Source organism: Tenacibaculum soleae (genome assembly GCF_030549005.1).
Classification (GTDB): Bacteria; Bacteroidota; Bacteroidia; order Flavobacteriales; family Flavobacteriaceae; genus Polaribacter; species Polaribacter soleae.
The window spans coordinates 337,772-363,678 of record NZ_JAUOSW010000002.1; the positions used below are offsets into that span (position 1 = coordinate 337,772).

Annotated in this window: 20 protein-coding genes; 13 read left to right on the forward strand and 7 right to left on the reverse strand. The window is 30.2% G+C overall.

The window, feature by feature from the left end; translation table 11 throughout:
• Positions 1 to 13 precede the first annotated feature (13 nt).
• The gene (locus tag Q4586_RS03960) at positions 14 to 1,360 is read left to right on the forward strand and encodes a tetratricopeptide repeat protein (protein WP_303526516.1); all 1,347 of its coding nucleotides are present in this window, start codon (positions 14 to 16) and stop codon (positions 1,358 to 1,360) included.
• A 25-nt stretch (positions 1,361 to 1,385) separates the two neighbouring features.
• Here the strand turns inward: Q4586_RS03960 and Q4586_RS03965 are convergent, their stop codons facing one another.
• From Q4586_RS03965 to Q4586_RS03975, 3 genes are all read right to left on the reverse strand, one after another.
• Positions 1,386 to 3,116: a sodium:solute symporter family protein gene (locus Q4586_RS03965; protein ID WP_303526518.1), complete on the reverse strand. Its 1,731-nt coding sequence runs from the start codon at positions 3,114 to 3,116 to the stop codon at positions 1,386 to 1,388.
• A 112-nt stretch (positions 3,117 to 3,228) separates the two neighbouring features.
• Positions 3,229 to 3,936, reverse strand: coding sequence for a LytR/AlgR family response regulator transcription factor (locus Q4586_RS03970; RefSeq protein ID WP_068704192.1), 708 nt, complete (start codon positions 3,934 to 3,936; stop codon positions 3,229 to 3,231).
• A gap of 10 nt (positions 3,937 to 3,946) precedes the next feature.
• Entirely contained in the window at positions 3,947 to 5,008 is a 1,062-nt protein-coding gene (locus tag Q4586_RS03975) for a sensor histidine kinase (protein ID WP_303526522.1), read from the reverse strand.
• A gap of 194 nt (positions 5,009 to 5,202) precedes the next feature.
• On the opposite strand from Q4586_RS03975, the gene Q4586_RS03980 reads away from it, so the two are divergent.
• The 10 genes from Q4586_RS03980 (at position 5,203) to Q4586_RS04025 (ending at position 19,281) form a co-directional block, all read left to right on the forward strand.
• Positions 5,203 to 8,286, forward strand: a complete 3,084-nt coding sequence (locus tag Q4586_RS03980) for a SusC/RagA family TonB-linked outer membrane protein (protein WP_303526524.1) — start codon at positions 5,203 to 5,205, stop codon at positions 8,284 to 8,286.
• A gap of 3 nt (positions 8,287 to 8,289) precedes the next feature.
• Positions 8,290 to 9,879, forward strand: coding sequence for a SusD/RagB family nutrient-binding outer membrane lipoprotein (locus tag Q4586_RS03985; RefSeq protein WP_068704183.1), 1,590 nt, complete (start codon positions 8,290 to 8,292; stop codon positions 9,877 to 9,879).
• 145 nt (positions 9,880 to 10,024) lie between these two features.
• Entirely contained in the window at positions 10,025 to 11,962 is a 1,938-nt protein-coding gene (nagB, locus tag Q4586_RS03990; RefSeq protein ID WP_303526529.1) for a glucosamine-6-phosphate deaminase, read from the forward strand.
• 119 nt (positions 11,963 to 12,081) lie between these two features.
• Entirely contained in the window at positions 12,082 to 14,064 is a 1,983-nt protein-coding gene (locus tag Q4586_RS03995) for a beta-N-acetylhexosaminidase (protein WP_303526531.1), read from the forward strand.
• Positions 14,065 to 14,174: 110 nt separating this feature from the next.
• Positions 14,175 to 14,756, forward strand: a complete 582-nt coding sequence (locus Q4586_RS04000) for a LacI family DNA-binding transcriptional regulator (RefSeq protein ID WP_068704180.1) — start codon at positions 14,175 to 14,177, stop codon at positions 14,754 to 14,756.
• Position 14,757: 1 nt separating this feature from the next.
• Entirely contained in the window at positions 14,758 to 15,636 is an 879-nt protein-coding gene (locus Q4586_RS04005; protein ID WP_303526536.1) for a BadF/BadG/BcrA/BcrD ATPase family protein, read from the forward strand.
• Positions 15,637 to 15,705: 69 nt separating this feature from the next.
• Entirely contained in the window at positions 15,706 to 16,689 is a 984-nt protein-coding gene (gene pfkA, locus Q4586_RS04010) for a 6-phosphofructokinase (protein ID WP_068704173.1), read from the forward strand.
• Positions 16,690 to 16,712: 23 nt separating this feature from the next.
• On the forward strand, positions 16,713 to 17,705 hold the full coding sequence (gene gap / locus Q4586_RS04015) for a type I glyceraldehyde-3-phosphate dehydrogenase (protein WP_303526538.1): 993 nt from the start codon (positions 16,713 to 16,715) through the stop codon (positions 17,703 to 17,705).
• Positions 17,706 to 17,858: 153 nt separating this feature from the next.
• Complete coding sequence (gap, locus tag Q4586_RS04020) at positions 17,859 to 18,851, forward strand: type I glyceraldehyde-3-phosphate dehydrogenase (RefSeq protein WP_303526540.1); 993 nt, start codon at positions 17,859 to 17,861, stop codon at positions 18,849 to 18,851.
• A 67-nt stretch (positions 18,852 to 18,918) separates the two neighbouring features.
• Positions 18,919 to 19,281, forward strand: coding sequence for a methylglyoxal synthase (locus Q4586_RS04025; RefSeq protein ID WP_068704167.1), 363 nt, complete (start codon positions 18,919 to 18,921; stop codon positions 19,279 to 19,281).
• 27 nt (positions 19,282 to 19,308) lie between these two features.
• Here Q4586_RS04025 and Q4586_RS04030 read toward each other — a convergent pair whose 3' ends face one another.
• From Q4586_RS04030 to Q4586_RS04045, 4 genes are all read right to left on the reverse strand, one after another.
• Complete coding sequence (locus Q4586_RS04030) at positions 19,309 to 19,761, reverse strand: DoxX family protein (protein ID WP_068704166.1); 453 nt, start codon at positions 19,759 to 19,761, stop codon at positions 19,309 to 19,311.
• 61 nt (positions 19,762 to 19,822) lie between these two features.
• Positions 19,823 to 20,389: a Crp/Fnr family transcriptional regulator gene (locus Q4586_RS04035; RefSeq protein ID WP_068704165.1), complete on the reverse strand. Its 567-nt coding sequence runs from the start codon at positions 20,387 to 20,389 to the stop codon at positions 19,823 to 19,825.
• A 48-nt stretch (positions 20,390 to 20,437) separates the two neighbouring features.
• A complete protein-coding gene (locus tag Q4586_RS04040) occupies positions 20,438 to 20,818 on the reverse strand; it encodes a Rid family detoxifying hydrolase (protein WP_068704164.1) in 381 nt (126 codons plus the stop codon).
• A 40-nt stretch (positions 20,819 to 20,858) separates the two neighbouring features.
• Entirely contained in the window at positions 20,859 to 23,567 is a 2,709-nt protein-coding gene (locus Q4586_RS04045) for a putative LPS assembly protein LptD (protein ID WP_303526550.1), read from the reverse strand.
• Positions 23,568 to 23,660: 93 nt separating this feature from the next.
• Between Q4586_RS04045 and Q4586_RS04050 the strand changes: the two genes are divergently transcribed.
• Both Q4586_RS04050 and Q4586_RS04055 read left to right on the forward strand, forming a co-directional pair.
• Positions 23,661 to 24,860 carry an N-acetylmuramoyl-L-alanine amidase family protein gene (locus Q4586_RS04050; protein ID WP_068704161.1) on the forward strand — a complete coding sequence of 400 codons (1,200 nt, stop codon included), beginning with the start codon at positions 23,661 to 23,663 and terminating at the stop codon, positions 24,858 to 24,860.
• Between the two features lie 64 nt (positions 24,861 to 24,924).
• On the forward strand, positions 24,925 to 25,890 hold the full coding sequence (locus tag Q4586_RS04055; RefSeq protein ID WP_303526555.1) for an MlaD family protein: 966 nt from the start codon (positions 24,925 to 24,927) through the stop codon (positions 25,888 to 25,890).
• Positions 25,891 to 25,907 lie beyond the last annotated feature (17 nt).

Below are 25,907 nucleotides of genomic sequence, written 5' to 3' on the forward strand. Positions count from 1 at the left end.
GAAATTTGAGTCTATGTTGAAAACCAACGATGTATATTTTTTTGATGCTGTTGAGTTTGAAACAATTATTGAGCATTATTTAAATATAGCAAAACATTCCTTGGCAAAAAAAGCTGTACAGTTAGGTTTAGAACAGCACCCTACTTCAATTCAATTGAAATTAATGAAGGTAGAGATTTTTATTTTTGAAAATAAACTACAAGAAGCAGTTAAAATGTTAACTGATATTGAAGCAATAGAACCTCATAATGATGAAGTTTTTATTCAAAAAGCATTAATTTTATCTAAAAAAAAGCAACATATAAAAGCGATAAATGTTTTAAAAGAATCATTATCTTATGTTGAGGATCCTGCTGATATTTGGTCAATGTTAGGTATGGAGTATTTGTATTTAGATGATTTTGAAAATGCCCGATTAAATTTTGAGAAGTGTGTAGCTGAAGATTATGAAGATTACTCGTCTTTATATAATGTTGTGTATTGTTTTGATATGCAAAAAAAACATATTGAGGCAATAAAGTTTTTAAATGAATATGTAGATGTTAATCCTTATTGTGAAGTGGCTTGGCATCAATTAGGAAAACAATATTCTGAATTAGAAATGCATAAAAAGGCACTTAGGGCTTTTGATTTTTCTGTGTTGATAGATGAAAGTTTTATTGGAGGGTATTTAGAAAAGGCAAAAACATTAGAAGAGTTATGTCGTTATGAAGAAGCAATTAGTAACTATTTAATTACCCTTGAATTAGATGATCCTACTGCTTTTGCCTACATAAGGGTAGGTAAGTGTTATGAAAAATTAGATACTATTCATACAGCAATACATTTTTATAAAAAAGCGGTTCACGAAGATCCTTTATTGGATAAAGGTTGGATGCTGTTGGCAAGTGCTTGTTATAAAGATAATGACTATCAAAAAGCATTGTATTATATTAATAAAGCACTACAGATAGATGAAATAAATTCTTTTTACTGGAAAATATATGCAGACATTAATTTGAAGCTAAATTTTTATGAAGAAGCTGTAAAAGCTTTTTATACCGCAGTTAGTATAGAAGAGCAAGAGGTGGAAGTTTACATTACACTGGCAGATGTTTTATTGTTTTTAGGGAATTTTAATGAAGCTTTAAAAGTAGTTGTTAAGGCAAAAAAAATATACAAAGAATTTGCTGAGATAGAATATCGCTTGTGCGGGTTATTTATGATTTTAGAAAAGGAAGATTATGGTTTAACACATTTAAGAAATGCAATAGCGATTAACTACGAATATCATACAATTATTAAAGAATTATTTCCCACCGTTTTTGAAAACGAAAAAGTTCAAATCGTATTATCAAGTTATAAAAAAGCCTTAAAATAAATTTATCTTAAGGCTTTTTTTGGTTTTAAGAGATGTATTTCCAAATTCTCCTCAAAATATATATACATAGTAAGGTAACTATTGATAGTGTGATGGCTAATAACATTTTACCATAAATAAAGTTACCTGTTGCAAATAGGAAGCTGTAAACACCAATAGTACCTGTAATAAAACCTACTATTTTAGCACCTATATTTTTAAATTTACTTTCACCGTCAAAAATTAAGTTTTCAAAATTTGTAATAGTTTCACGAGAGCTAGGTTGTGTTAAAAGTGTTACTGTAACCCATCCGATGGTTGTTATGATTACTCCTATAATTAACTGCCAGTATCCTGCGATTTCAACCATTGGTGTTTCCATTTTTCCATTAACAAAAAAGAAAACAGCAATAATAAAAGAAATAGCCATTGCTGCAATTTCACTATACGGATTTATTCTACTCCAAAACCAACGTAAAATAAATAACAATCCAGTTCCGGCTCCGATTTGTAATAATAAATCAAATACATCTTTTGCAGATTGTAAGTAAAAAGAAAATAATGCGGCAAATAACATTAATAAAACCGTTGATATTCTACCTACAACAACTTTTTGTTTTTCAGAAGCATCTTTATTTATAAATCGGCTATAAAAATCGTTTACTAAATATGAACTTCCCCAGTTTAACTGCGTTGAAATTGTACTCATAAAAGCAGCAATTAATGAAGTTAATACAATACCTAACAATCCGGCAGGTAAATAAGTCATCATAGCGGCATATCCAACATCATGTCCTTGCATGTCTGCTGATAAACTTGGAAAAGCTTGGTTCATGCTATCTAAACTCGGAAAAATGATTAATGAAGCTAATCCAACAATAATCCATGGCCAAGGACGTAAAGCGTAGTGTGCAAAGTTAAAAAATAAGGTTGCCCAGGTTGCGTTTTTTTCATCTTTGGCAGCTAACATACGTTGTGCAATATAACCACCTCCACCAGGTTCGGCACCAGGGTACCAAGTACTCCACCATTGCACTGCAAACGGAATTATAAATAATGTAATTAAAGCTTCAGTATTAGAAAAATCAGGAAAAAAAGCTAGTTTATCGCTTACATTTGGATGGCTTAATAAATTAGATAATCCATTTATTTCTGGTAAGTCTAAAATGTAAACAGTTGCCCAAACTGAACCGACCATCGCTATTAAAAACTGCACAAAATCAGTCAATAAAACACCTTTTAATCCTCCTAAAGAAGAGTATATTACAACAATTATCGATGAATATAAAAGCATTTCACCTTGCGAAATACCTAATAAAATGTTGGCTATTTTAGCTCCCGCTAAACAAACACCCGCCATGGTAATAATATTAAAAATTACCCCTAAATAAATAGCTCTAAAGCCCCTTAAAAAACTTGCCATTTTACCAGAGTAACGCAACTCATAAAATTCTAAATCGGTGCTAATTCCAGATTTTCTCCAAAGTTTAGCATAAAAAAAAACGGTCAGCATTCCTGTTAGTAGCATTGCCCACCAAACCCAGTTACCTGAAACACCATTTTTTCGGACTAGTTCAGTCACTAAACCAGGAGTGTCAGCAGCAAAAGTGGTTGCAACCATTGAAACTCCTAATAACCACCAAGGCATGTTTCTACCAGATAAAAAGAATTCAGCACTGCTTTTTCCTGCAGATTTTGAAGCCCATATACCAATGAGTAATGAGAGAATGAAAAAACCGATGATGATTGAAGAATCGAGCAAGCCTAAGTTGATCATTTATTTTAAATTTTAGATTTTAAATTTAGGGAAGTTGAATACCTTTGTGTTAATAAATTCTACTAACAACGTTATTTTTTTGTTAAACAACATTTAAATAAAGAGATTCATTTTATTCGTCGTTTGTCTTTAAAATAATTTGCTTGGTGATGTTTAAATACTTTCGTCCGATAGGGATTCTTTTATTATTAATGTTTAAAGAGTTTCCTTCAATATAATTAACTTTATCAGAGGCAATAGTGTAAGATCTGTGTATTCTTAAAAAATATTCACTCGGTAATTCTTCAGTTATACTTGTTAGGGACTTGTGTACAACGTAATTGTTTTCTATTGTGGTAACTTTTATATAGTCTTTTAAACTTTCAATATATAAAATGTCGTTATGTTTTATTTTAACGAGTTTTTTATCAACTTTTAAAAATATGTGAGAGTTTTTGGTTATTTCTATATCCGTGTTATTACTTTGTATGCGTTGGGTTAGTTTGTTAATGGTTTTTAAAAATCGAGGAAAAGGAATTGGTTTTACAAGGTAATCTAAAACATCTAAGTCGTATCCTTCAATAGCAAATTCTCGATAAGCAGTAGTAATTATTACGTATGGTTTTATTTTTGTATTTCGTAAAAACTCTAATCCGCTCATTTTAGGCATGTTGATATCTAAAAAGATGACATCTATTTTATTACTTTCAATAGTATGCATCGCTTCAATAGGATTGTTAAAAGTATCAACAATTACGATGTTTTTAAATTCCTGTAAATGATTTTTAATAACCTTTATAGCTAAAGGTTCGTCGTCTATAATAACACAGTTTATGTTCACTTTTTTATTTTTAAGTTAAAGGAATTTTAAGGTTTACGGTAAATTTTTTTACCTTTTTTTGAATATTTAAACGATAGTTGTTTTTATAAATAAGGTCTAGTCTTCTTTTTGTGTTAGAATTTCCGACACCTCCTTTTAAATTATTATTCATAAATACATTGGTATCATCAATTGAGTTTTCGATGTTTAAAATAAGAAAATCATTTGATTCTTTTTTTACTTTAATACAAATATAAAAATCGCTACTATTTTTGTTACCATGTTTAAAACAGTTTTCAATATAAGATAGAAAAATTAAAGGAGGAATTTTTACGTCATTAATATTTCCTTTTATATGAATATCTATTTTTGAATTTTCATGACAACGTAAAAGCTCTAAATCAACATAATTTTGAATATACTTAATTTCATCTAATAATTTCACCTTACTTTTTTTTATATCATAAATAACATATTGCATAATGTCTGATAATTTTAAAACAACGTCAGGAGCAAGGTTAGATTTTTCTAGAGTTAAAGCGTATAAATTGTTAAGAGTGTTAAAAAAAAAATGAGGTTGTATTTGAGATTTTAAAAAGTTTAATTCACTTTTTAAATGCTCTTTTCGTAAGGTTTCTATTCTGTTTTTTTGATTAATCCAATCTATTGTTAGTTTTATGGCAGTAGCTAAAGCAAGAACATAAAGTTCGCCAATAGTAACTGCTGTAATATGATTAAAGGTAAAAGCTTGTTGATATAGTTCTGTTTCAGGCCAAATATTTTTGGTAACCAATATATAATTTAAACCTGTTCTAATCATATAAAGCATACCTAAAGCTAAAAGCAATAAAGCAACATAAGTTTTATACTTTTTGGTAATTAAGTATTTAGGTATAAAAAAATACACGTTTGTATAAACTAATATTATATGTAAGGGAAATTCAACTAAATTTGATTTTAAAGAATACCAATAATCATCAAAATAGCTACCCCATCGTACCACGTTAAAAACAAAATAACTTAACCAAAATATAATATGGTGTTTTCTTGAAATAGTTCTGTTGCTTTTTTTATTTAATATTTTATTGGGCATTTATCTTTTAATGTGTTGAAAAAAGTAGAAAAATAATTTTTTTTTAGTAATAAACAATAAGAAATTTTATAGAATTGTCATTTTTACAAAAAATATGTTGTTTGTTCCTGTTTTTAAGTCGTTCGTATATTTTTTTTTAAAGTCTTTTTTTATTTAACCTAAATTTAACAAAACAAATAATTAACTTTTATTTTATGAAAAAAATTAAAAACCTGTTATTCTTTTGTTTTTCGTTGATGTTAACCTACAATTCGTTAGCACAAGAAAAAACAATTACAGGAACAGTAATGTCAGCCACTGACAAGGAGCCTTTACCGGGTGTAAGTGTAATAATAAGTAATACAACCAAAGGTGCTGAAACAGATTTCGATGGAAAATATAGTGTAAAAGCTGCCAAAGGAGATGTTTTAGTCTTTTCGTTTGTAGGTATGAAAACAACATCGGTAACAGTAGGAGATGCTAATGTTGTTAATGTGTCATTAGAAAATGATAACGTCTTAGATGAGGTGGTTGTAACTGCTTTAGGTATTAAAAAAGAAAAGAAAGCGCTTACGTATTCTGCACAAGAAGTAAAAGGTGATGAATTAACCAAAGTAAAGCAAACAAATCCTATTAATAGTTTGTCAGGTAAATCTGCTGGGGTTACTATTACAAGAAGTTCTTCTGGTTTAGGAGGGGCTGCTAAAGTTGTTTTAAGAGGTAATTCTTCTACAACAAACAATGATCCTTTATATGTTATTGACGGTGTGCCAATGTTAAATAGTGGTAATGGTTCTAACGGATCAGAGCCAGGAACTGATATTTTTGGTAGTCAAACAGGAAATAGAGATGGTGGAGATGCTATGTCTTTAATTAATCCTGATGATGTTGAGTCTATTACGGTATTAAAAGGTGCGTCAGCATCAGCTTTATATGGTAGTCAAGGAGCAAATGGTGTAATTTTAGTTACCACAAAAAAAGGTAAAGAGGGTAGATTGTCAGTAAACGTATCATCTAGTTTTACGGTTGATAATGTAATGTCTTTGCCTAAGTTGCAATCAGAATATCAATCAGCTTCTGTTGGAGGTGCGATTGCTGAAAATGGTAATGTAGCAGATCCTAAATCATGGGGGACAAAAACTGCAGGATTATCTAATGATGCTAAAAGTTTTTTTAATACGGGTTATACAGCAATCAATTCAATAGCTTTAACATCGGGTAACGCTAAAGTACAAACATACTTTTCTTATGCTAATACCTTAGCAGAAGGAGTAATACCTCAAAATAAATTAATTAAAAACAATGTAACGTTAAGAGAAACAGCTAAGTTTTTAAATGATAAAATTGATATTTCAGCTAGTATTAACTTGTCGGATCAAAGAATTAATAACAGACCTACCAATGGTTTGTATGCAAATGCATTAACAGGTGTTTATTTGCATCCTGTTGGAATTGATAGAGATATTTACAAAAATAAATTTGAGTATTTTAATCAAGTAACGAATATGATGGATCAATATACGACCTCATTTGATGAGAATATTCAACAAAATCCATATTGGTTAGTTAATAGAAATTTAAGTAAAGATGTTGCGCAAAGAATTTTAGCAAATGTGTCTGCTAAATATCAAATAACAGATGATTTTTCGTTACAATCAAGAGTTAGTTATGATAAATCATTTTTTACTTTTGATAAGAGAGAGTATGCAGGTACAGATCCTGTAAATTCTGGTGATAATGGAAGATATGTGTTAGAAAAAACTGAAAACACACAACAGTATGTTGATTTAATCGCAAATTATTCTAAGGATTTTTCAGAAAATATAAGTTTTACAGGATTGTTAGGTACTAGTTTAACTAAGTATACTATTGGAGATCAAGTTTTATTAGATTCAGGAAGAGACGGAATGGGATTAAATTTCCCTAATGAATTTACAATAGCAAATTTTGCAACAACTAATAATATTAGACAATCAGTAGGAAATAGAGAAGTACAATCTGTATTTGCATCAGCAAACTTTGGGTACAAAAAGAGGCTGTTTTTAGATATAACAGGTCGAACAGATTGGTCTTCTACATTAGTAAACACAGAGTCTACCTCGTTTTTTTATCCATCAGTAGGTTTAACAGGGGTTTTATCAGAAATGTTTGAAATGCCAGAAGCAATTAATTTTGCAAAAGTTAGAGTTTCTTATGCTGAGGTGGGTAAAGATATTCCTGTTTATGCAACGATACCTTTAAATTCAATAAATCAAACAAATACCTCTGTAAGTTCTCCAACTTTTGCTCCAATTGAAGGGGAAACATTAAAACCAGAAAGACAAAAAGCGTTTGAAATTGGTACAGAATGGCGATTTTTAAATAATCGTTTAGGTTTAGAATTAACATATTATAATACTAAAACTGAAAATCAAATATTTTTTATTCAAGCGGCACCTAATCCAAACGGATATTCACAAAATATCGTAAATGCGGGAGAGATATCAAATAAAGGTATCGAATTAGTATTAAATGGTAAGCCTATTCAGAATGATAATTTTACATGGAATTCAGCATTGAATTTTGCACAAAATAAAAATGAAGTAGTAGCAGTACATCCATCACTACAGAACGGAGAAGCTATTATTACAGCAAGAGGTGTTAATGGTTATGAGTTTTCATTAATTGAAGGAGAAGACTTTGGTAGTATTAAAGGACGTTCTTTAGTAAGAGATGCTAATGGAGTGCCAGTAGTTAATGCATCAGGAACTTTAGAATCTACTGATTTTGAAACAATAGCTCATGCGCAACCAGATTTTACTTTAGGTTGGAGTAATACTTTTGATTATAAAAACTTTACGTTTAGTTTTTTAATTGATGGTAAATTCGGAGGAGATGTAGTAAGTGTAACAGAAGCTGTAAATGATAAGTATGGTGTTTCACAAGCAACTGCTGATGCTAGAAATATTAATGGAGGAATGATTAACGTTGTGGATCAAGCAGGTGTTGGATCTCAAATTACTGCACAGAGTTATTATAATACAATAGGTGGTAGAGATGGTATGTTAGGCGAGTATGTGTATGATGCGACTAATGTAAGTTTAAGAGAATTATCTATTGGATATAAACTACCTGTAAAAAATGATTTCTTTAAAAGTGTAAGATTATCACTAATAGCAAATAATTTATTCTTCTTTTACAAAGAGGCTCCATTTGATCCAAATATTTCTGCAAGTACAGGTATAGGTTTGCAAGGGGTTGATATTTATAATCAACCATCAACAAGAAGTATTGGAGTTAATGTTAATATAAACTTTTAAGAAATGAAAAAAACAATTAAATATATACAGCTATTAATAGTTTTAGTTATTGTTAATGCATGTACAGATGATTTTACAGGGATTAATACCGATCCAAACAAAATATCTAACGAAAGTTTAACGCAAAGAAATAACCATATCGGATCTAGGTTTTCACCAATGTTCTCAAATGTAATTCGTGTTGAACCAGCTTGGAATTATCAATTGCAACAAAATTTAAGTGCAGATATTTTTTCTGGTTACATGGCTTCTCCAACTCCGTTTGCAGGAAATATAAACAACCAGACTTATGCTTTAGTTAATGGATGGAATGGTTTTATATGGACGGATGCTTATGACGCGGAGAATGGGAACGGAGTAATGCCTTATGCTAGGGGTATAAAAGAACAGGTTGAGTTAACAAACTCAGCAGGTGGAGAGAAATTTATCTTTTTAGCAAACATTATTAAGGTAATGGCAATGCATAGGGTGTCTGATAATTTCGGGCCAATACGATATTCAAAATATGATGATTATGCAACTACCGGAGAGTACGATTCTCAAGAAAATGCATATAAAGCTTTCTTTGCAGATTTAGATGAAGCTATAGATGGTTTAAAACAGTATGAAGGAGATGTACAATTTATTCCTTTTGACGAATCTAATTTAGGAGGAGATATTGCATTATGGAGAGCTTTTGCAAATTCAGTACGATTGCGATTAGCTATTAGAGTTTCTAAGACAGATCAAGCTTTAGCAAAAACTGAAGGAGAAAAAGCCTTAGCAAGTGATGCTGGTTTTATTACTGAAACAATGACAGTTGATATGGGAGGCTTTACGCATCCAATAGCAACAATTAGTGGGTGGAGAGATATTAGAATGAGTGCGGAAATGGAAGTCATTTTAAAAGGATTTAATGATAATAGAATAAGTGAATATTTTAATATCCCAGTTGATGTGACTTTAAGTGATTATAAAGGGATTCGTCAAGGAATTGATATTACTGCTAAATCTCAGTATGAACATCATTCTGCAATAGGAAATATTGTTACAAATGCTAATAGTAAAGTATGGTTAACAACAGCAGAGGTGTTTTTCTTAAAAGCAGAAGCAGCTTTAAGAGGTTGGGCAGGAGCCGGAGATGCTAAAATGAATTACGAAGCAGGAGTAAGAGCTTCTTTCATGCAGCATGGTTCTTCGGGAGTAGATGCTTATTTAGCAGATAATACAAGTACACCAAACGATTTTGTAGATGCGTTAAATAATGCAAATGATATAGCGTATGCAAGTGATGTAAAAGTAGCTTATAACGATGCTGGTTCTAATGAAGAGCAGTTAGAGCAAATAATTACTCAAAAATGGATTGCAATGTTTCCTGATGGGCAAGAAGCTTGGTCAGAATTTAGAAGAACAGGATATCCAAGAGTTTTCCCTGTTGTTGTAAATAATAGTGGAGGAGATATTGATACCAATATTCAAGTGCGTCGTATTAACTTTGTAGATATTGAAAAGAATACTAATGGAGCAAATGTAACAACCGCTGTTGGGTATTTGAATGGTCCAGATAATGGAGGTACAAGACTTTGGTGGGATACCGGAGCATCAAATTTTTAAGTAGCACACTGTTTTTTTATTTGAATAATACAACCAGAAGTACATCATGTATTTCTGGTTGTTTTTTATGCCTTTTTTTTAGCTTTTAGTCGAAAAAGTTAGTAAAAAAAAGAGATAGCCATTAAATTTACTAAAAACAAATACGATGATTAAAGACGTACAAATATATAATCACCAAAGTATAGTATATCAACCTGCAGGTCAATTTGAGGAGACTCGTTATGAGAAAAATCATAATATAATTTTTAACAATTCTCTTGAGGCTTCAAAGATTGTAGCTAATGAAATAGCTGAGCTGATAAAACAAAAAGAGAGCGAAAATAAAAAATGCGTTTTAGGTTTAGCAACCGGATCTTCACCTATTAAAGTATATGAAGAGTTAGTTCGCTTACATAATGAAGAGGGATTGAGTTTTGCCAATGTAGTTACTTTTAACTTAGATGAGTATTGGCCAATGCAACCAGATGATGTGCAGAGTTATCATTATTTTATGCACGAACATTTATTTAATCATATTGATATATTACCAGAAAACATCAATGTTCCAGACGGTACAATAAAGGCAGAAGAAATTCATCAATATTGTGTAGATTATGAGTTTAAAATAAAAGAATCAGGAGGGTTAGATTTTCAATTGTTAGGTATTGGTAGAACAGGTCATGTAGGTTTTAATGAGCCAGGATCGCATTATAATTCAGGAACAAGAAGTATAACCTTAGATCATATAACACGACAAGATGCAGCACCTAGTTTTTTAGGGATAGATAATGTACCTAGAAAAGCAATAACCATGGGTATTAATACCATTAGAAACGCAAAGAGAGTTGTGTTGCTAGCTTGGGGTATTAACAAAGCTAAAGTTATTAAAGAAACAATTGAAGGAGAAATAACATCACAAATACCAGCTAGTTATTTACAAAAACATAAAAATGCAACTTTTATTCTTGATGCAGAAGCATCAACAGAGTTAACAAGAATTAAAACACCTTGGTTAGTAACATCATGTGTTTGGACAGAAGAATTAAAGAAAAAAGCAGTGTTTTGGTTAAGTGAAGAAGTTGATAAACCAATTTTAAAACTTACTGATAAAGACTACAACCAGCACGGTATGTCTGGTTTATTATCAGAAGAAGGGGGAAGTGCTTATGATTTTAACATAAAGATATTTAATAAGTTACAACATACAATTACAGGTTGGCCAGGAGGTAAGCCAGATGCAGATGATAGTAATCGCCCTGAAAGAGCAACACCCTCAAAAAAACGAGTACTTATTTTTAGCCCGCACCCAGATGATGACGTTATTTCTATGGGAGGAACATTTGATCGTTTGGTTGAACAAGGTCATGAAGTGCATATCGCTTATCAAACATCAGGTAATATTGCAGTAGCAGACAGCGACGCTTTAAAATTTGCAGAGGTAGCAAAAACATTAACATCAGATCATGAAGGTTTAGATGCGATTATAAAAAGTATTAAAAATAAAACATTAAATCATATTGATTCCCCAGAGGTTAGAATGTTAAAAGGTGGAATTAGAAGAGCAGAATCATTAGCTGCAACAAGATACTTAAGCCTTGAAGATTCGAATGTTCACTTTTTAAACCTTCCTTTTTATGAAACAGGAAAGGTAAAAAAAAATAATCTGTCAAAAGATGATTTAGATATTATGTGTGCTTTGATAGAAGATATTAAGCCGCATCAAATTTATGCCGCAGGTGATTTAGCAGATCCACATGGAACTCATAAAGTGTGTTTAGATGCTTTGTTTGAAGCGATAGAAATACTTAAAACTAAAGAGTATATGAAAGACTGTTGGGTTTGGTTGTATAGAGGAGCTTGGTTTGAATGGGGATCACATGAAATTGAAATGGCAGTACCTATGAGTCCTGATCAGGTAATAAAAAAGCGTCACGCAATTTTTTACCATCAATCTCAAAAAGATGGTGTTATGTTTCAAGGAAACGATGCTAGAGAATTTTGGGTAAGAGCTGAAGATAGAAATAGATTAACAGCAGAAAGATATCATAAATTAGGAATGGCTAATTACGCAGCTATCGAGGCATTTAAAAGATACCACTTTTAAAACAAAAAAAATATAAGATAAGCAGAACAATAGTCGTAAAATTTTCAGAAAAATAATAATAGATGTTAAAAATAATAATAAAAAAGCTTTATATAGTTTTCTTACTTTGTTTCTTAAGTATGACTAGTCAACATAAATTATCAAAAAAATATAATTTAATGCCTTGGCCACAAGAAATAATAGAAAATAAAAATAAGGTAATTGTTGATGAAAATTTTACGATTAGTTTGTCTAAAAAAGAGAGTAGAATTTATGAATATGCAACTAATTTTATTAGAAGAGTAACGAATAGAACGGGTGTTTTTATTAACGAGGGGTTTCCTTTGGTAAAAAAAGAAAAAGCAACGGTTAAAATTACTTTTAAAAATGTAAGTGCTTTAAATTCTGATACAGATGAATCATATATTATTCATGTAAATAAGAGTCAAATTGAGATTGTTGCAAATACTGATATTGGCGCAATAAGAGCTTTAGAAACAATATTGCAATTAGTAAATTTTAATAAAAATTCTTTTTATATAGCTGGGGTTGAAATAAAAGATTCACCTCGTTTTGTTTGGAGAGGTTTAATGATTGATGTTTCAAGGCATTTTCAGCCAATAGATGTAATTAAAAGAAATTTAAGAGCCATGGCATCGGTAAAGTTAAATGTTTTTCATTGGCATTTGACAGATGATCAAGGGTTTAGGGTAGAGTCGAAGGTGTATCCAAAATTACAAGAAATTGCAGCCGACGGATTGTATTATACGCAAGAACAAATTAAAGATGTAGTTAATAACGCTACCAAATTAGGAATTAGAGTAGTACCTGAATTTGATGTCCCTGGGCATGCATCAGCAATATTAGCAGCTTATCCACAGTTAGGAAGTAAAGATAATTATGAGTACGGTGTTGAGCGTTTTTCTGGAGTTTTTGATCCAACATTAAATCCGTCAAAAGAAGTTACTTATTTATTTTTAGAAACCTTATTTAGAGAAATAGCACCGTTGTTTCCAGATGAATATTTTCATATTGGAGGTGATGAAAATGAAGGGAAACATTGGGATGAAAATAAAGAAATTCAAGCATTTAAAAAGAAGCACGATTTAAAAACAAACCATGATTTACAAACTTTTTTTAACATCAGATTAGAAAAAATATTAAAAAAGTTAGATAAAAAGTTAATGGGTTGGGATGAAATATTAACACCATCTTTACCAACTACAGCAGTGATTCATTCTTGGAGAGGAAAACACGAAGGATTAAAACAAAGTACTTTAATAGAAGCTGCTAAAAAAGGATATCAAACCGTACTTTCTAACGGATATTATATTGATAGAATGTTGTCGGTAGAACATCATTATTCAGTAGATCCTATAGGAGATGTGATACTAACTAAAGAAGAGCGAAAAAGAGTTTTAGGAGCTGAGGCAACCATGTGGAGTGAGTTGGTAACTCCGCTTACAATTGATTCTAGAATTTGGCCAAGAACCGCTGCTATTGCAGAACGATTTTGGTCTTCAAAAAAAGTGACAGATGTTGATAATATGCGAAAAAGATTAACTGTTGTTAATGGTCAATTAGAAGAATTAGGAATTACGCATCTTAAAAATAAAGAATTTATTTTAAGAAACATCAGCAAAACAAAAGATGTTACTTCGTTAAAAATATTGACTAATATTTACGAGCCTTTAAAAGTATATTCAAGAAACAAAGGCGGTACAGAGTACAAAACGTTTTCACCATTTACACTTTTTGCAGATGCTTGTTCAACCGATGCTGTAGATGCGATTACTTTTAATAAAGCAACCGAAAGATTTTTAAAAGAGGCATCAAATGAAAGTAAAGAAGAGATAATTATTTTACTTCAAAGATGGAGTCAAGGGTTTAGTAATTTTTCAACAATACCAAACAATCCGTTATTAAAAAACATAAAAACATCTTATAGTGATTTAAACAACGTCTCCTTATTACTTTTAAAAGTTTTAAAAGAAGGGCAATCTTTTAATAAAAAAGAAAGTAAGAAACTTCAAAAAACTTTAAAAAAATTAAGTAACCCGCTTGAGGATACAGAGTTAATGGTTTATTCTTCATTAGAAAAATTAGTAAAAAAGTTAACTTGAATGTAACCGATTCATGTTAAGTGAAGGGTAAACAAATGATATATAATATAAGTTGATAAAGATTTTTTTTGAATCTTTTATCTATAAATCAGCGAAAAATCTTTTTAAAAATGCAACAAAACACAGTAACACTAAAAAATATAGCTTTAGAAACAGGATTTTCGATATCAACAGTCTCAAAAGCTTTGAATGATAGTCATGAAATTAGTACACTAACTAAAGAGAAAATAATAAAAATAGCCTCAGCGTTAAATTATACACCTAATTTTTTTGCACGAAATTTAAAAAAGAAAAAAAACTTTATAATAGGTGTTATTATTCCTGATTTTAGAAACGATTTTTTTTACAATTTAGTAAACGGAATAACAGAAGAAACAAGTGAAAATAGTCATCGGGTTATGATATATCAAACTTGTAATAATCCTAATAAAGAAGTGAATTATATTAAATTATTATCAGAAGATATTATTGATGGGTTAATTGTTTGCACCTCTTTTTTTTCAGAAAAATATTTAGCAGGTAATAAAAGTTATTATAATATTTCAAAAAGTAATACTCCATTTACAATAATAAATAAAAAGAATGTTGTTACAGAAGATACTAAAGAGTTGACAACCAATTATGGTAAAAAAATAGTAAACGATTTAATCGTTAGGATAAGACAAAATAATGTACAATTAAAAGCTTCTTAAGGTGATTTTAATAGCAGATAGTGGTTCTACAAAATGTGATTGGTTTTTGTATGAACTTATAAATAATAAGGTTGTCAAAAGGTTAAGAACGGCAGGTGTAAACCCTTCTGTTTTAAAGAAAAAAAGTATTCATCAAATTCTTACGAATAGTAAAGAGTTGAATGAGTTTAAAAATGAAATAACTGCTGTTTTTTTTTTTGGAGCAGGTTGCAATAATATAAAAGCAGAACGAAAAGTAAAAAAAGTGTTTAATAGCTATTTTAATAATTTATCAAAAATAGTAGTTAAAGAAGATTTAATGTTGGCAGTACTGTCAGCATCACGTAAACCATCGGTGGTAGCTATTTTAGGTACAGGCTCTAATTGCTGTTTTTTTAATGGAAAAACAATTGAGCAGAGAGTAAAAGCAATGGGATATATTTTAATGGATGAAGGTAGTGGTAATCATTTAGGAAAAGAAGTTTTAAGAGCTTATTATTATAAAGAATTACCGGAAGATTTAAAGTTTTCGTTAGAAAAAGAATTTAATTTAAATAACGATAAAGTACTTTCTAAATTATACGGATCAAAAATGCCTAATAAATATTTAGCCAAATACGCTCGTTTTCTATTTGAAAATATTGAGCATCCGTATGCTAAAAGTATAATAACCAATTGTATATCTGAATTTGTTGATAAACAGTTGCTTAAGTATAGTAATGAGTTAAATAAAGTACCTATATATTTTATTGGATCTATAGGGTACCATGCTCGTGAAATAATAAAAGAAGTATTAGAAAAAAGACAAATAAAAGCACCTGAAAACTTTATTAGAAGACCATTAATAGCGTTTATAGAATCAATAAAAGAAGATAATTCTTTTTTAAAAAAATTAGCATAAGTAATGCTTTTTGGTAATATTTCTCTGTATTTAAAATAATTTAAAATGAGTAAATTTGATATTCATCTTATGGGAAAAATAAAAAAAATAGCAGTCATGACCTCAGGAGGGGATTCTCCTGGCATGAACGCGGCAATTAGATCGGTGGTAAGAGCATGTGCCTATTACCGTACTGAATGCATGGGAATTTACAGAGGGTATCAAGGTTTAATAGAAGGCGATTTAGTTCCGTTCACGGCTCGTAGCGTTAATAATATTATTCATAAAGGAGGTACTATACTAAAATCAGCAAGATCAAAAGATTTTAGAACTAAAGAAGGAAGGCAAAAAGCTTATGAAAATTTAAAAGAGCATAAAGTCGATGCCCTAGTTGTAATTGGAGGAGACGGTTCTTTTACAGGAGGTGTTGTGTTTAATAAAGAATTTAATTTTCCAATTATAGGAATACCAGGTACAATAGATAATGATATTTCTGGTACCACACACACTATCGGGTATGATACCGCCTTAAATACAGCGGTTGAAGCTATTGATAAAATTAGAGATACAGCATCATCACATAACCGATTGTTTTTTGTGGAGGTGATGGGAAGGGATGCAGGGTTTATAGCTTTAAATGCCGGAGTTGGTGCAGGAGCAGAAGAAATACTAGTGCCTGAAGAAAATTTAGGGCTAGAAAGAATGTTAGAGTCATTAAAAAAGAGTAGACGAACCGGAAAATCATCAAGTATTGTAGTGGTATCAGAAGGAGATAAAACAGGAAAAAATGTTTTTGAATTAGCTGATTACGTAGAAAAAAACCTACCAGAGTATGAAGTTAGAGTTTCGGTTTTAGGACACATGCAAAGAGGAGGATCTCCAACATGTTTTGATAGAGTTTTAGCAAGTAGATTAGGTGTAAAAGCAGTAGAACTTTTATTAGATAATCAAACAAACTTAATGGTAGGGTTACAAAATAATAAAGTGATTACTACCGATTTAGAAAAAGCAATTAAAGGACAAGATAGTATTGATTTAGAACTGTTACGAGTTTCTGATATCATGACTACATAAAACAGAAAATTAAAATAATAAATATGATTAAAATAGGAATTAACGGATTTGGAAGAATAGGTAGAATTGCTTTTAGAGCTGCAATTAATAGAGATAATGTAGAAGTTATTGCAATTAACGATTTACTAGATGTCGATTATTTAGCATATTTATTAAAGTATGATTCTGTTCATGGGCGTTTTAACGGTGAGGTTACTGTAAAAGACGGGCAGTTAATTGTAAACGGAAAAAAAATTAGAGTTACTGCTGAAAGAAATCCAGAGAATTTAAAATGGAATGAGGTAGGAGCTGATTATGTAATTGAATCAACAGGTTTCTTTTTAACAACTGAAAAAGCAGGACTACATATTAAAGGAGGGGCAAAAAAAGTATTCATTTCAGCGCCATCAAAAGATGCTAAAATGTTTGTAATGGGTGTTAACCATACCGAAATGAAAAAGGAAGATACAATTGTATCAAATGCATCATGTACAACAAATTGTTTGGCACCCTTATCTAAAGTATTAAATGAAAAATTCGGAATTGTTGAAGGATTAATGACAACTATACATGCAGCCACTTCAGGACAAGGAGTAGTTGATAGCCCGAATGGAGATAGAAGAAGAGGAAGGTCGGTTTTAAATAATCTAATTCCGGCATCAACCGGAGCTGCAAAAGCAGTAACAAAAGTAATTCCTGAATTAGAGGGTAAATTAACAGGAATGGCAGTTAGGGTTCCTGTAGCTGATGTTTCTTTAGTCGATTTAACTTTTAAAACTGAAAAAGCTACCTCTTTAGTAGCTATTAAGACAGCCTTAAAAGAAGCATCAGAAGGTAGTTTAAAAGGAATATTAGGTTATACAGAAGATAAAGTAGTTTCGCAAGATTTTGTATCTGATACGAGAACATCTATAGTTGATGCCGACGCTTGTTTAGAACTAAATAGTAATTTTTACAAGGTGATATCATGGTATGATAACGAATATGCTTATGCAACTAAAATTGTTGATTTATTAACGTATTCTGCATCATTGTAATCTTTATTTACATAAGTTAAATAGCCTGATAGTTTTGATAATTATCAGGTTTTTTTATTGCGATAATCTTTATATTTGTAATCTTCTTTTTTTTAAGAAAAAAATTAAGTTTTTTTTAATAAGACGACTCATAGTATTCAAAATATAAAGAAAATGATTAAGATAGGAATTAACGGATTTGGAAGGATAGGTAGGCTAGCTTTTCGCTCGGCAATTAATAGAGATAATATAGAAATTGTAGCAATTAATGATTTGTTAGATGTAGATTATTTAGCATATTTATTAAAATATGATTCTGTTCACGGGCGTTTTAAAGGAGATGTAGAAGTAAAAGATGGCAATTTAATTGTAAACGGAAAAGTAATTAGGGTTACAGCTGATAGAAATCCCGAAAATTTAAAATGGAACGAGGTTGAGGCATCCTATATTATAGAATCAACTGGTTTTTTTACAGATAAAGATAAAGCAGCATTGCATATAAAAGGAGGGGCGAAGAAAGTAATAATTTCAGCACCTTCAAAAGATGCAAACATGTATGTAATGGGGGTAAATCATACTGATTTAACAGCAAGTGAAAATGTTTTTTCAAATGCATCTTGTACAACAAACTGTTTGGCACCATTGGTAAAGGTTATTAATGATAATTTTGGTATGACAGAAGGATTAATGACAACGGTGCATGCGGCAACATCAACTCAAAATACGGTAGATGGACCTAATAAAAAATGGAGAAGAGGGCGTTCGGTAGTAAATAACATCATTCCAACATCAACAGGAGCAGCCAAAGCAGTAACAAAAGTAATTCCTGAAATGTTAGGTAAGTTAACAGGAATGGCTGTAAGGGTTCCTGTAGCTGATGTTTCACTAGTTGATTTAACTTTTAAAACAGCAAAAGCAACTTCATTAAATGAGATTATGGTTGCTTTTAAAGCAGCCTCTGAAAATGAGTTTAAAGGTATTATAGGCTATACTGAAGATGAGGTAGTTTCTCAAGATTTTGTATCAGAAACAAGAACATCAGTAATTGATGCTGAAGCAAGTTTAGAACTAAATGAAAACTTTTTTAAAGTAATTTCTTGGTACGATAACGAATTTGGTTATGCTACGAAGATTGTTGATTTATTAGAATATTCAGCATCTTTGTAAAAAAAGATGATTTTAATTTAATATTGATTCCCGCTATTAGCGGGAATTTTTAATTAGTTTTATAATTATGGAAATAGCAATTATTGCACATGATGGCATGAAAGCAGAAATGGTACAGTTTTTAAATGAACATAAAACCGTTTTGCATCAAAAAAATATAACACTTATATCAACTGGAACTACAGGAGCTAAAGCAGAAAAAGCAGGCTTTAAGGTAACAAAATTTTTATCAGGACCTTATGGTGGTGATGCTCAAATAGCAAGTAGAGTAGCCGAAGGTTTATGTAATATGGTATTGTTTTTTAGAGATCCGCATGAAAAACATCCACATGAACCAGACATTACCATGTTGTTGCGTTTGTGTGATGTACATGACGTTCCGTTAGCAACTAATCCTGCGACAGCAGAATTATTAATGAAAGCTATTTAAAAATTAGTTAGTTAAATTTAAGGAAGGTTAAAAACGAATAGAACTAATATAGGTCCAAATAATAAAAAGGATTTGTAAGGGTATTCTAAACCATAGATAACTAAGTCCATTACCATCAAATGTACCTTTTTGGTAATTTATTTTGTTTAATGAAGCATATATATTAGCAGGTAGCATTAAAACTAGGAAAATGATGAGTAACCATCCTGAAATTATTTGAAATTTGGGAATTAATAGTCCTACGGCTAAAAGTATTTCAAATATACCTGTTAAATAAATAATATTTATTTTATAAGGTATAAAGCTAGGAATCATCATTGACATTCCTTTTGTGAAAATAAAATGCCCTATAGCTGTAAATAATAACATTGTTGCTATTGCTATTCTGGCTGAAAGAGTAAAGTTGTGTTCTTTTTGTGTAAATTTAATAACAAAAAGAACTACTACGAAAGTTAATAAAAGAACGGTTAATGGTTTCATTTTTTTTGTATTTTATAAATACAAATGTCAGAAAAGAATAAGGAAAATAAATGAATCTAAGTTAACTAATACGTTTTCTTATTCTGCTTAAGGCTTGTGGCGTAACTCCAATATAAGAGGCTATATATTTTAATGGAATTTGCTGTAATAGTATTGGTCTTTCAGTAAATAAATTTAGGTAGCGTTCTTCAGCGCTTTTATTTAATAAGGAGAGTTCTCTTTTAGATTTTAATAGAAACATTTTTTCGGCCATTTTTCTTCCAATAATATTTCCATTACTTGTATTGTTGTATACTTCTTGTAAATCGTTATTTGAAATTTTTAACAGGGTTGTTTCGGTTAGTGTTTCTATTTGATATTTGGATGGTGTTTGTGTTAAAAACGAATCATAAGCGGTAACAAATTCGTTATCAAATAAAAAGCCAAATGTTAAATCGTATTTAACATTTGGAATATAAAGTCTTACTATTCCTTTAGAAATAAATGATAGATGATTTTCTATCTTTCCAGCTTTTAATAGTGTTGTATTATTTTTTAACCTAACTTCTTGTAGTTTTGAAGAGAAAAATTGCCAATCGATATCATTCATTGGCGAAATAGTGTCAATAAATTTTCTAAGATTGTTCATTTTTTATTGTAAAAGATAATAGTAAAAAATTAAGCTTAAATTTAATTACTATTTAACAGCAATCATACTAATTTCTACATTTACAAATTTAGGTAAATTGGCAACTTCAACGGTTTCTCTTGCAGGTGCAGTGGTTTCATCAAAGTATTGAGCATAAACATCATTTATTTTAGAAAAGTTATGCATGTCTGATATAAAAATAGATGATTTTACTACGTTTTCGAAAGTCATTTCAGCAGCGGCTAAAACTTCTTTCATGTTTTCCATTACCTGTTTTGTTTCGTTTTCAATAGAGTTTATAACTAATTCCCCTGTGGTTGGGTGTAGCGCTATTTGACCTGAGGTATATAATGTATTTCCGCTTAAAATAGCTTGATTGTATGGGCCAATTGGAGCAGGAGCTTTGTGAGTCGTTATAATTTTTTTCATTCTTTTTTTATTTTCAAAAGTTGTTTTTATTCATAATATTTTAGAAAAGAACTCTATCAGGTGGTTTATTTTTATCCCACTTTAAATCACTTAGCATAGAAGATTTTACACCGATAAAGAAATTGTAAGAAGAATTTATACCAAAGGGAGTCCAGTTAAAGTTTAAACGCCAGCTATCTAAATCTCTAGAAAAAGAAAGCCTGGTGTAAGTAAATGCGTTATCTTTTATGTCGTAACCAGAAGAAAAACCAACTTTCCATTTTGGAGATAATTCAACATCACCACTAAACATTAAAGAATTACTACCAATACTACTTTCAAGTCCGTTGTTTGAGTAATTCATAGCGTAGGCTAAATTTAATGTCCAAGGAATTTTTGCTTTGTATAATTCGGTTTCTTTCGTTTTGTTTTCTTCGTTGTTTTGTCGATCATTAGGATTATTTGCAAAACTATTAGTAGGAGACATGTTTTGACCAAATACATCAGGAGTATCTTGGGCTCCGTTACCATTGTTTTTGGTGTCTTCTTTTTTTTCTTCTTCTTTTTTTTCAAAATCTTTACTCGATAACGAATAGTTTGCGGTAACTCCAAAGCGTGTAAGCCTTAAAATACCAGCATTAAATCTATTTATTCTTTGTCCTTTATCGTTAACTTGATAAGGATCAAAACTAGCATTTACATTTAAAGCTAATTTATCTTTAAATAAACGAGTACCAGCATTTGCACTTACAGGACTCCATCGTAAACTATCAGCAGCAATATTGTAACTAGTACTAAAGTTTAAATTGTTTAAAATGGTTATTTTTTTATCTTCTTCATCACTATCTGGGTCTTTTGGGGCCACCTTAGCTTCTAAAACGTTGTTAACCGAAATACCGATAGAGTTAGAAATACCACTACCAGGAGTACCATAGATCCCTCCTTCAAAAGGAGAATAGGTAAGTAAATCGGTAGGATCTGAATTTTGTCGTACTTTTAAATCGTGATCTTGCGCAAAATTAGGTCGATATCCGTAAGAAATAGAAGGTCTTATAGTGTGTCTAATGGCTTTTAATCGTCCTTTTTTAAAATTAAAAGTTCCGTATATATTTGTTGATAACGAGGCACCAAAATTGTATTCATGAAAACGGTTAAAACCACTGATGGTGTCATTTACAGCAGCTCCTAAATTTCCATTAGAATTTACAAAATTAGGGTCGTATCGTTTGTTAATTTTATCAAAATACCAAACTTCTTTATAATTTATACTTGGTGATAACGTAAAGTATTTGAAAGCTTTTATGTTTGTGTTTGTACTTAAATTATGTTGAATCCCCTTTTTTGCTGTTCTAAACATTTTTTCGGTAAAAAATTCATCATCAGTAGTGTTAATCTGATATTTACCTTGCATGCTATAATTTAATCCCATTTTTTGAATAGGTGTTCTTTTAACACCGTCTTTTCCTGCAAAAGGGTATATACGATCCATGTTTAATTGTAAAGATGGAAGCGTCATTGTTATTTTTTGAGTATTCGTGTTTTGAGAATGGGTAGCAGTAACGTTAATATTAAAAGGTGTACCAACAAACTTTTTATAGTAAGAAATGGATGAGCTTAAAGTATTGGTTAAAAATTGAGAGTTATTAAATTCATTTAACGATTGTCTATAGTATTTACTACTACCTAAATTAACTGAAGCAGAAAAACGAGAGTTTGGACTCGATTTTGCGTCCTGACTATGGCTCCATCGAATATTAAAGTTCGATGATTTACTATAATCACTTAAGCCCCTAAGACCTCTAATAATATTTTCAAAACGTACACTAAAGTTTCCGTTAAATTTATAACGAACATAATAATCTGAGTCAGCTCGTAATCCCCAACTACCATTGGTGTATAAATCTCCTAAAAGGGTTAAGTCAAAATAGTCACTTAGGGCAAAATAATATCCTCCATTTTGTAAAAAGAAGCCTTGAGTGTTGCTATCTCCCCATGAAGGAATGATAAATCCAGAAGTTCTTTTGTTAGTCATAGGAAAATAAGCAAAAGGTAAATATACTGGTGTAGGTACATCTGCTAAAACTAAATTACTACCTCCTACAATTATTTTTTTTCCAGGAACTAACTTTGCTTTATTTGTTTGAATATAATAATCAGGTATTTTCTTTTTTGAAGTAGTAAAACGCAATCGACGCATATAAATAGTTGAGTCATTTACACGTTTTGTTTTTTGAGCATAGGTAATAATTTCACCTTGCACGGTTTTTACTCCATAAATTAAAGCCTTTTTAGTTTTAAAGTTAAATATAATTGAATCTTGTTCTGATTCCTGACCACCTTGTTTAAATACTGGTCGTTGATGATAGCCTAAACTATCTTTTATACCTCTTGCATAAACAGTATTATTTTTATAATCTAACACAATTATACCAGATTTTAAGTCGATATCAGTATAAGTTACTTGAGCATTATTATATAAAGTTACTGTTTTGTTTTTAGCATTTTGAATGGTGTAATCTTCAGCATTGTGAGTAATAATCCCTTCAATAACTTCTTTGGGTTTAATAGTATCATTATTGATGGAGTCTTTTTTAATGGGTAAAAGATCTTTTAAATTTATTTTAGGCAAAGAGTCTTTAGGCGTGTCTAAAGAAGGCTTTTTTTTAGTTTTTTGATTAGGTATTTTAGTGTTACCAAAATCTTGCGCTACACTTAATTGAAAACAAAAAAGGTAGAAAACTAAAAGTATGTAAGTTAGATTTGTTCGCAATGTTATAAATACTATTTTTGTGTTATATTTAAAAGCTTGGCAAGCTCTTTGAATATCAAAATATAAAAAACCAAAAATAGTTAAATTTTATTGATGCAATTCTTAAAATTACGTAAATATAATCACCTAAAAATTTATTTTTTATTTTTAATCTCATTATTCTTTATTTTGGGGTTTTCAGCAAAAATTTCTGCTCAAAAAAAATATACTGTAGTGCTTGATGCAGGGCATGGAGGTAAAGATCCTGGTAATGTTGGTAATGGTTATAAAGAAGCAAAAGTTGCATTAAGAGTTGCTTTAGATGTAGGAAAAGAGTTGTTAACAGCTAGAGATATAGAGGTGATTTATACTCGAAAGAAAGACGTTTTTGTTGAGTTACATAACCGAGCAAAAATTGCCAACACAAAAAAAGCCGACTTATTTGTGTCTATTCACTGTGATGCATTTCATAAATCAGAACCCAATGGAGCAAGTACATTTGTGTTAGGGTTAAATGGAAATAAAGAAAATCTCGAAATCTCTAAACGAGAAAATGCCGTGATTTTATTAGAGGATAATTATAAACAAAACTATGATTATGATCCAAATTCACCAGAGTCAGTTATAGGTTTATCAGTACTTCAAGAAGAGAATTTAGATAATAGTTTAGGGATTGCCAGTTTTGTTCAAGGTAATTTTGTGGCTTTAAAAAGAAATAACAGAAAGGTAAAGCAAGCCAACTTTTTAGTGTTAAGAGAAACAGTAATGCCAAGTGTTTTAATTGAGTTGGGTTTTTTGACAAATAAAAAGGAAGGGAAGTTTTTAAATACAAGGTCTGGACAAATAAAAATGGCAAAAGCAATTGCTGATGCAATAAAAAAATACATAAATAGGTTAAAATTAAATACGGTTCAACAAGTAGTTGCAACAAAAGTGGCGCCTAAAAAAGTTTCAAAAAAAATAACACAAAAACCAGCACCAAAAGTAATACCCAAAAAAGTACCAGCTAAAAAAGTAATTGTAAAAGCTAAAACACCAGCTAAAAAAATAGTTGCAGCAATTACATTTAAAGTGCAAATAGCAGCTTCAAAAACCAAATTAAATAACACCAATTTTAATTTTAAAGGTTTAAAAAATGTAGAATCAATGTTTATTGATGGTTACCATAAATATTACCATGGTAATTCTTCAAGTTTTACAGAGATAAAAAAGATTTTATCAAAAGTTAGAAAAACAGGATATAAAGATGCTTGGGTTGTTGCTTTTAAAGGTAAACAGAAAATTTCAATCAAGGAAGCATTGAAAAACCTTTAATTTAGAGGGGTTCTATATTTATAGAACCAAAATTATTACTATTTTCGTGCTATAATTTTTTATAATGTCAAAAGAACTTAAAACAGGAATTGTTGCTGTAATAATTATAGTGTTATTTATTTGGGGATACAATTTTTTAAAAGGACAGGACTTATTTAATGGTAATAATCGTCACTTTTTTGTTGAATATGAAAATATTAATGGGCTTAATACCGCTAGTTTAGTAACTATTAATGGTTTAAAAGTTGGTAAGGTTGATGATATCTCATTTAATCCAACTCCTGAAAAAAAAGGAATTTTATTAGTTAAAATATCATTAGACACTGATTTTAGTTTTTCTAAAAATAGTATTGCTAAAATATATTCAGCTAGTTTAATGGGAGGGCAAAATTTAGCAATTGTTCCTAAATATGATGGTCAAACTGCGGTTTCTGGAGATTATTTAATAGGTAAAGTCGAAGCGGATATTTTTTCATCAGTAGGAGAAAAATTAAATCCTATTCAATCAAAATTAGAAAACGTATTGGTAGGAGCAGATTCTTTATTAAATGGAGTCAATGAAGTGCTCGATAAAAAATCACGTAAAAGTTTAAATAGAAGTATTATTGGTTTAGAAGGCGTAATTTATGATGTTCGCAAAACGCTATCATCAGTAAATACACTATTGGTAACTAATAAAGATAATTTAGATTCGACACTTAACAATGCTAAAAAAATTACCGATAATTTTTCTAAAATATCAACAGATTTAGCAAAAGCTAATTTAGGAGAAACAGTTAAAAAATTAGAAACAACATTAACCAATGTAAACGGTTTATTAGCAAATATGAAAGCTGGTAATGGAACCTTAGGAAAGTTAATGACCGATGATAAGATGTATACAAATTTAACCAATGCATCTAAAGAAATGGAAGAGTTGTTACGTGAAATGAAATTAAATCCAAAAAGGTTTGTTCATTTTTCATTATTTGGTAAAAAAGCCAAAGCATATAATGAAGAAAATAACACAAAAAATATAAGTAATAAATAAGCTAAGGTTAACCAAAA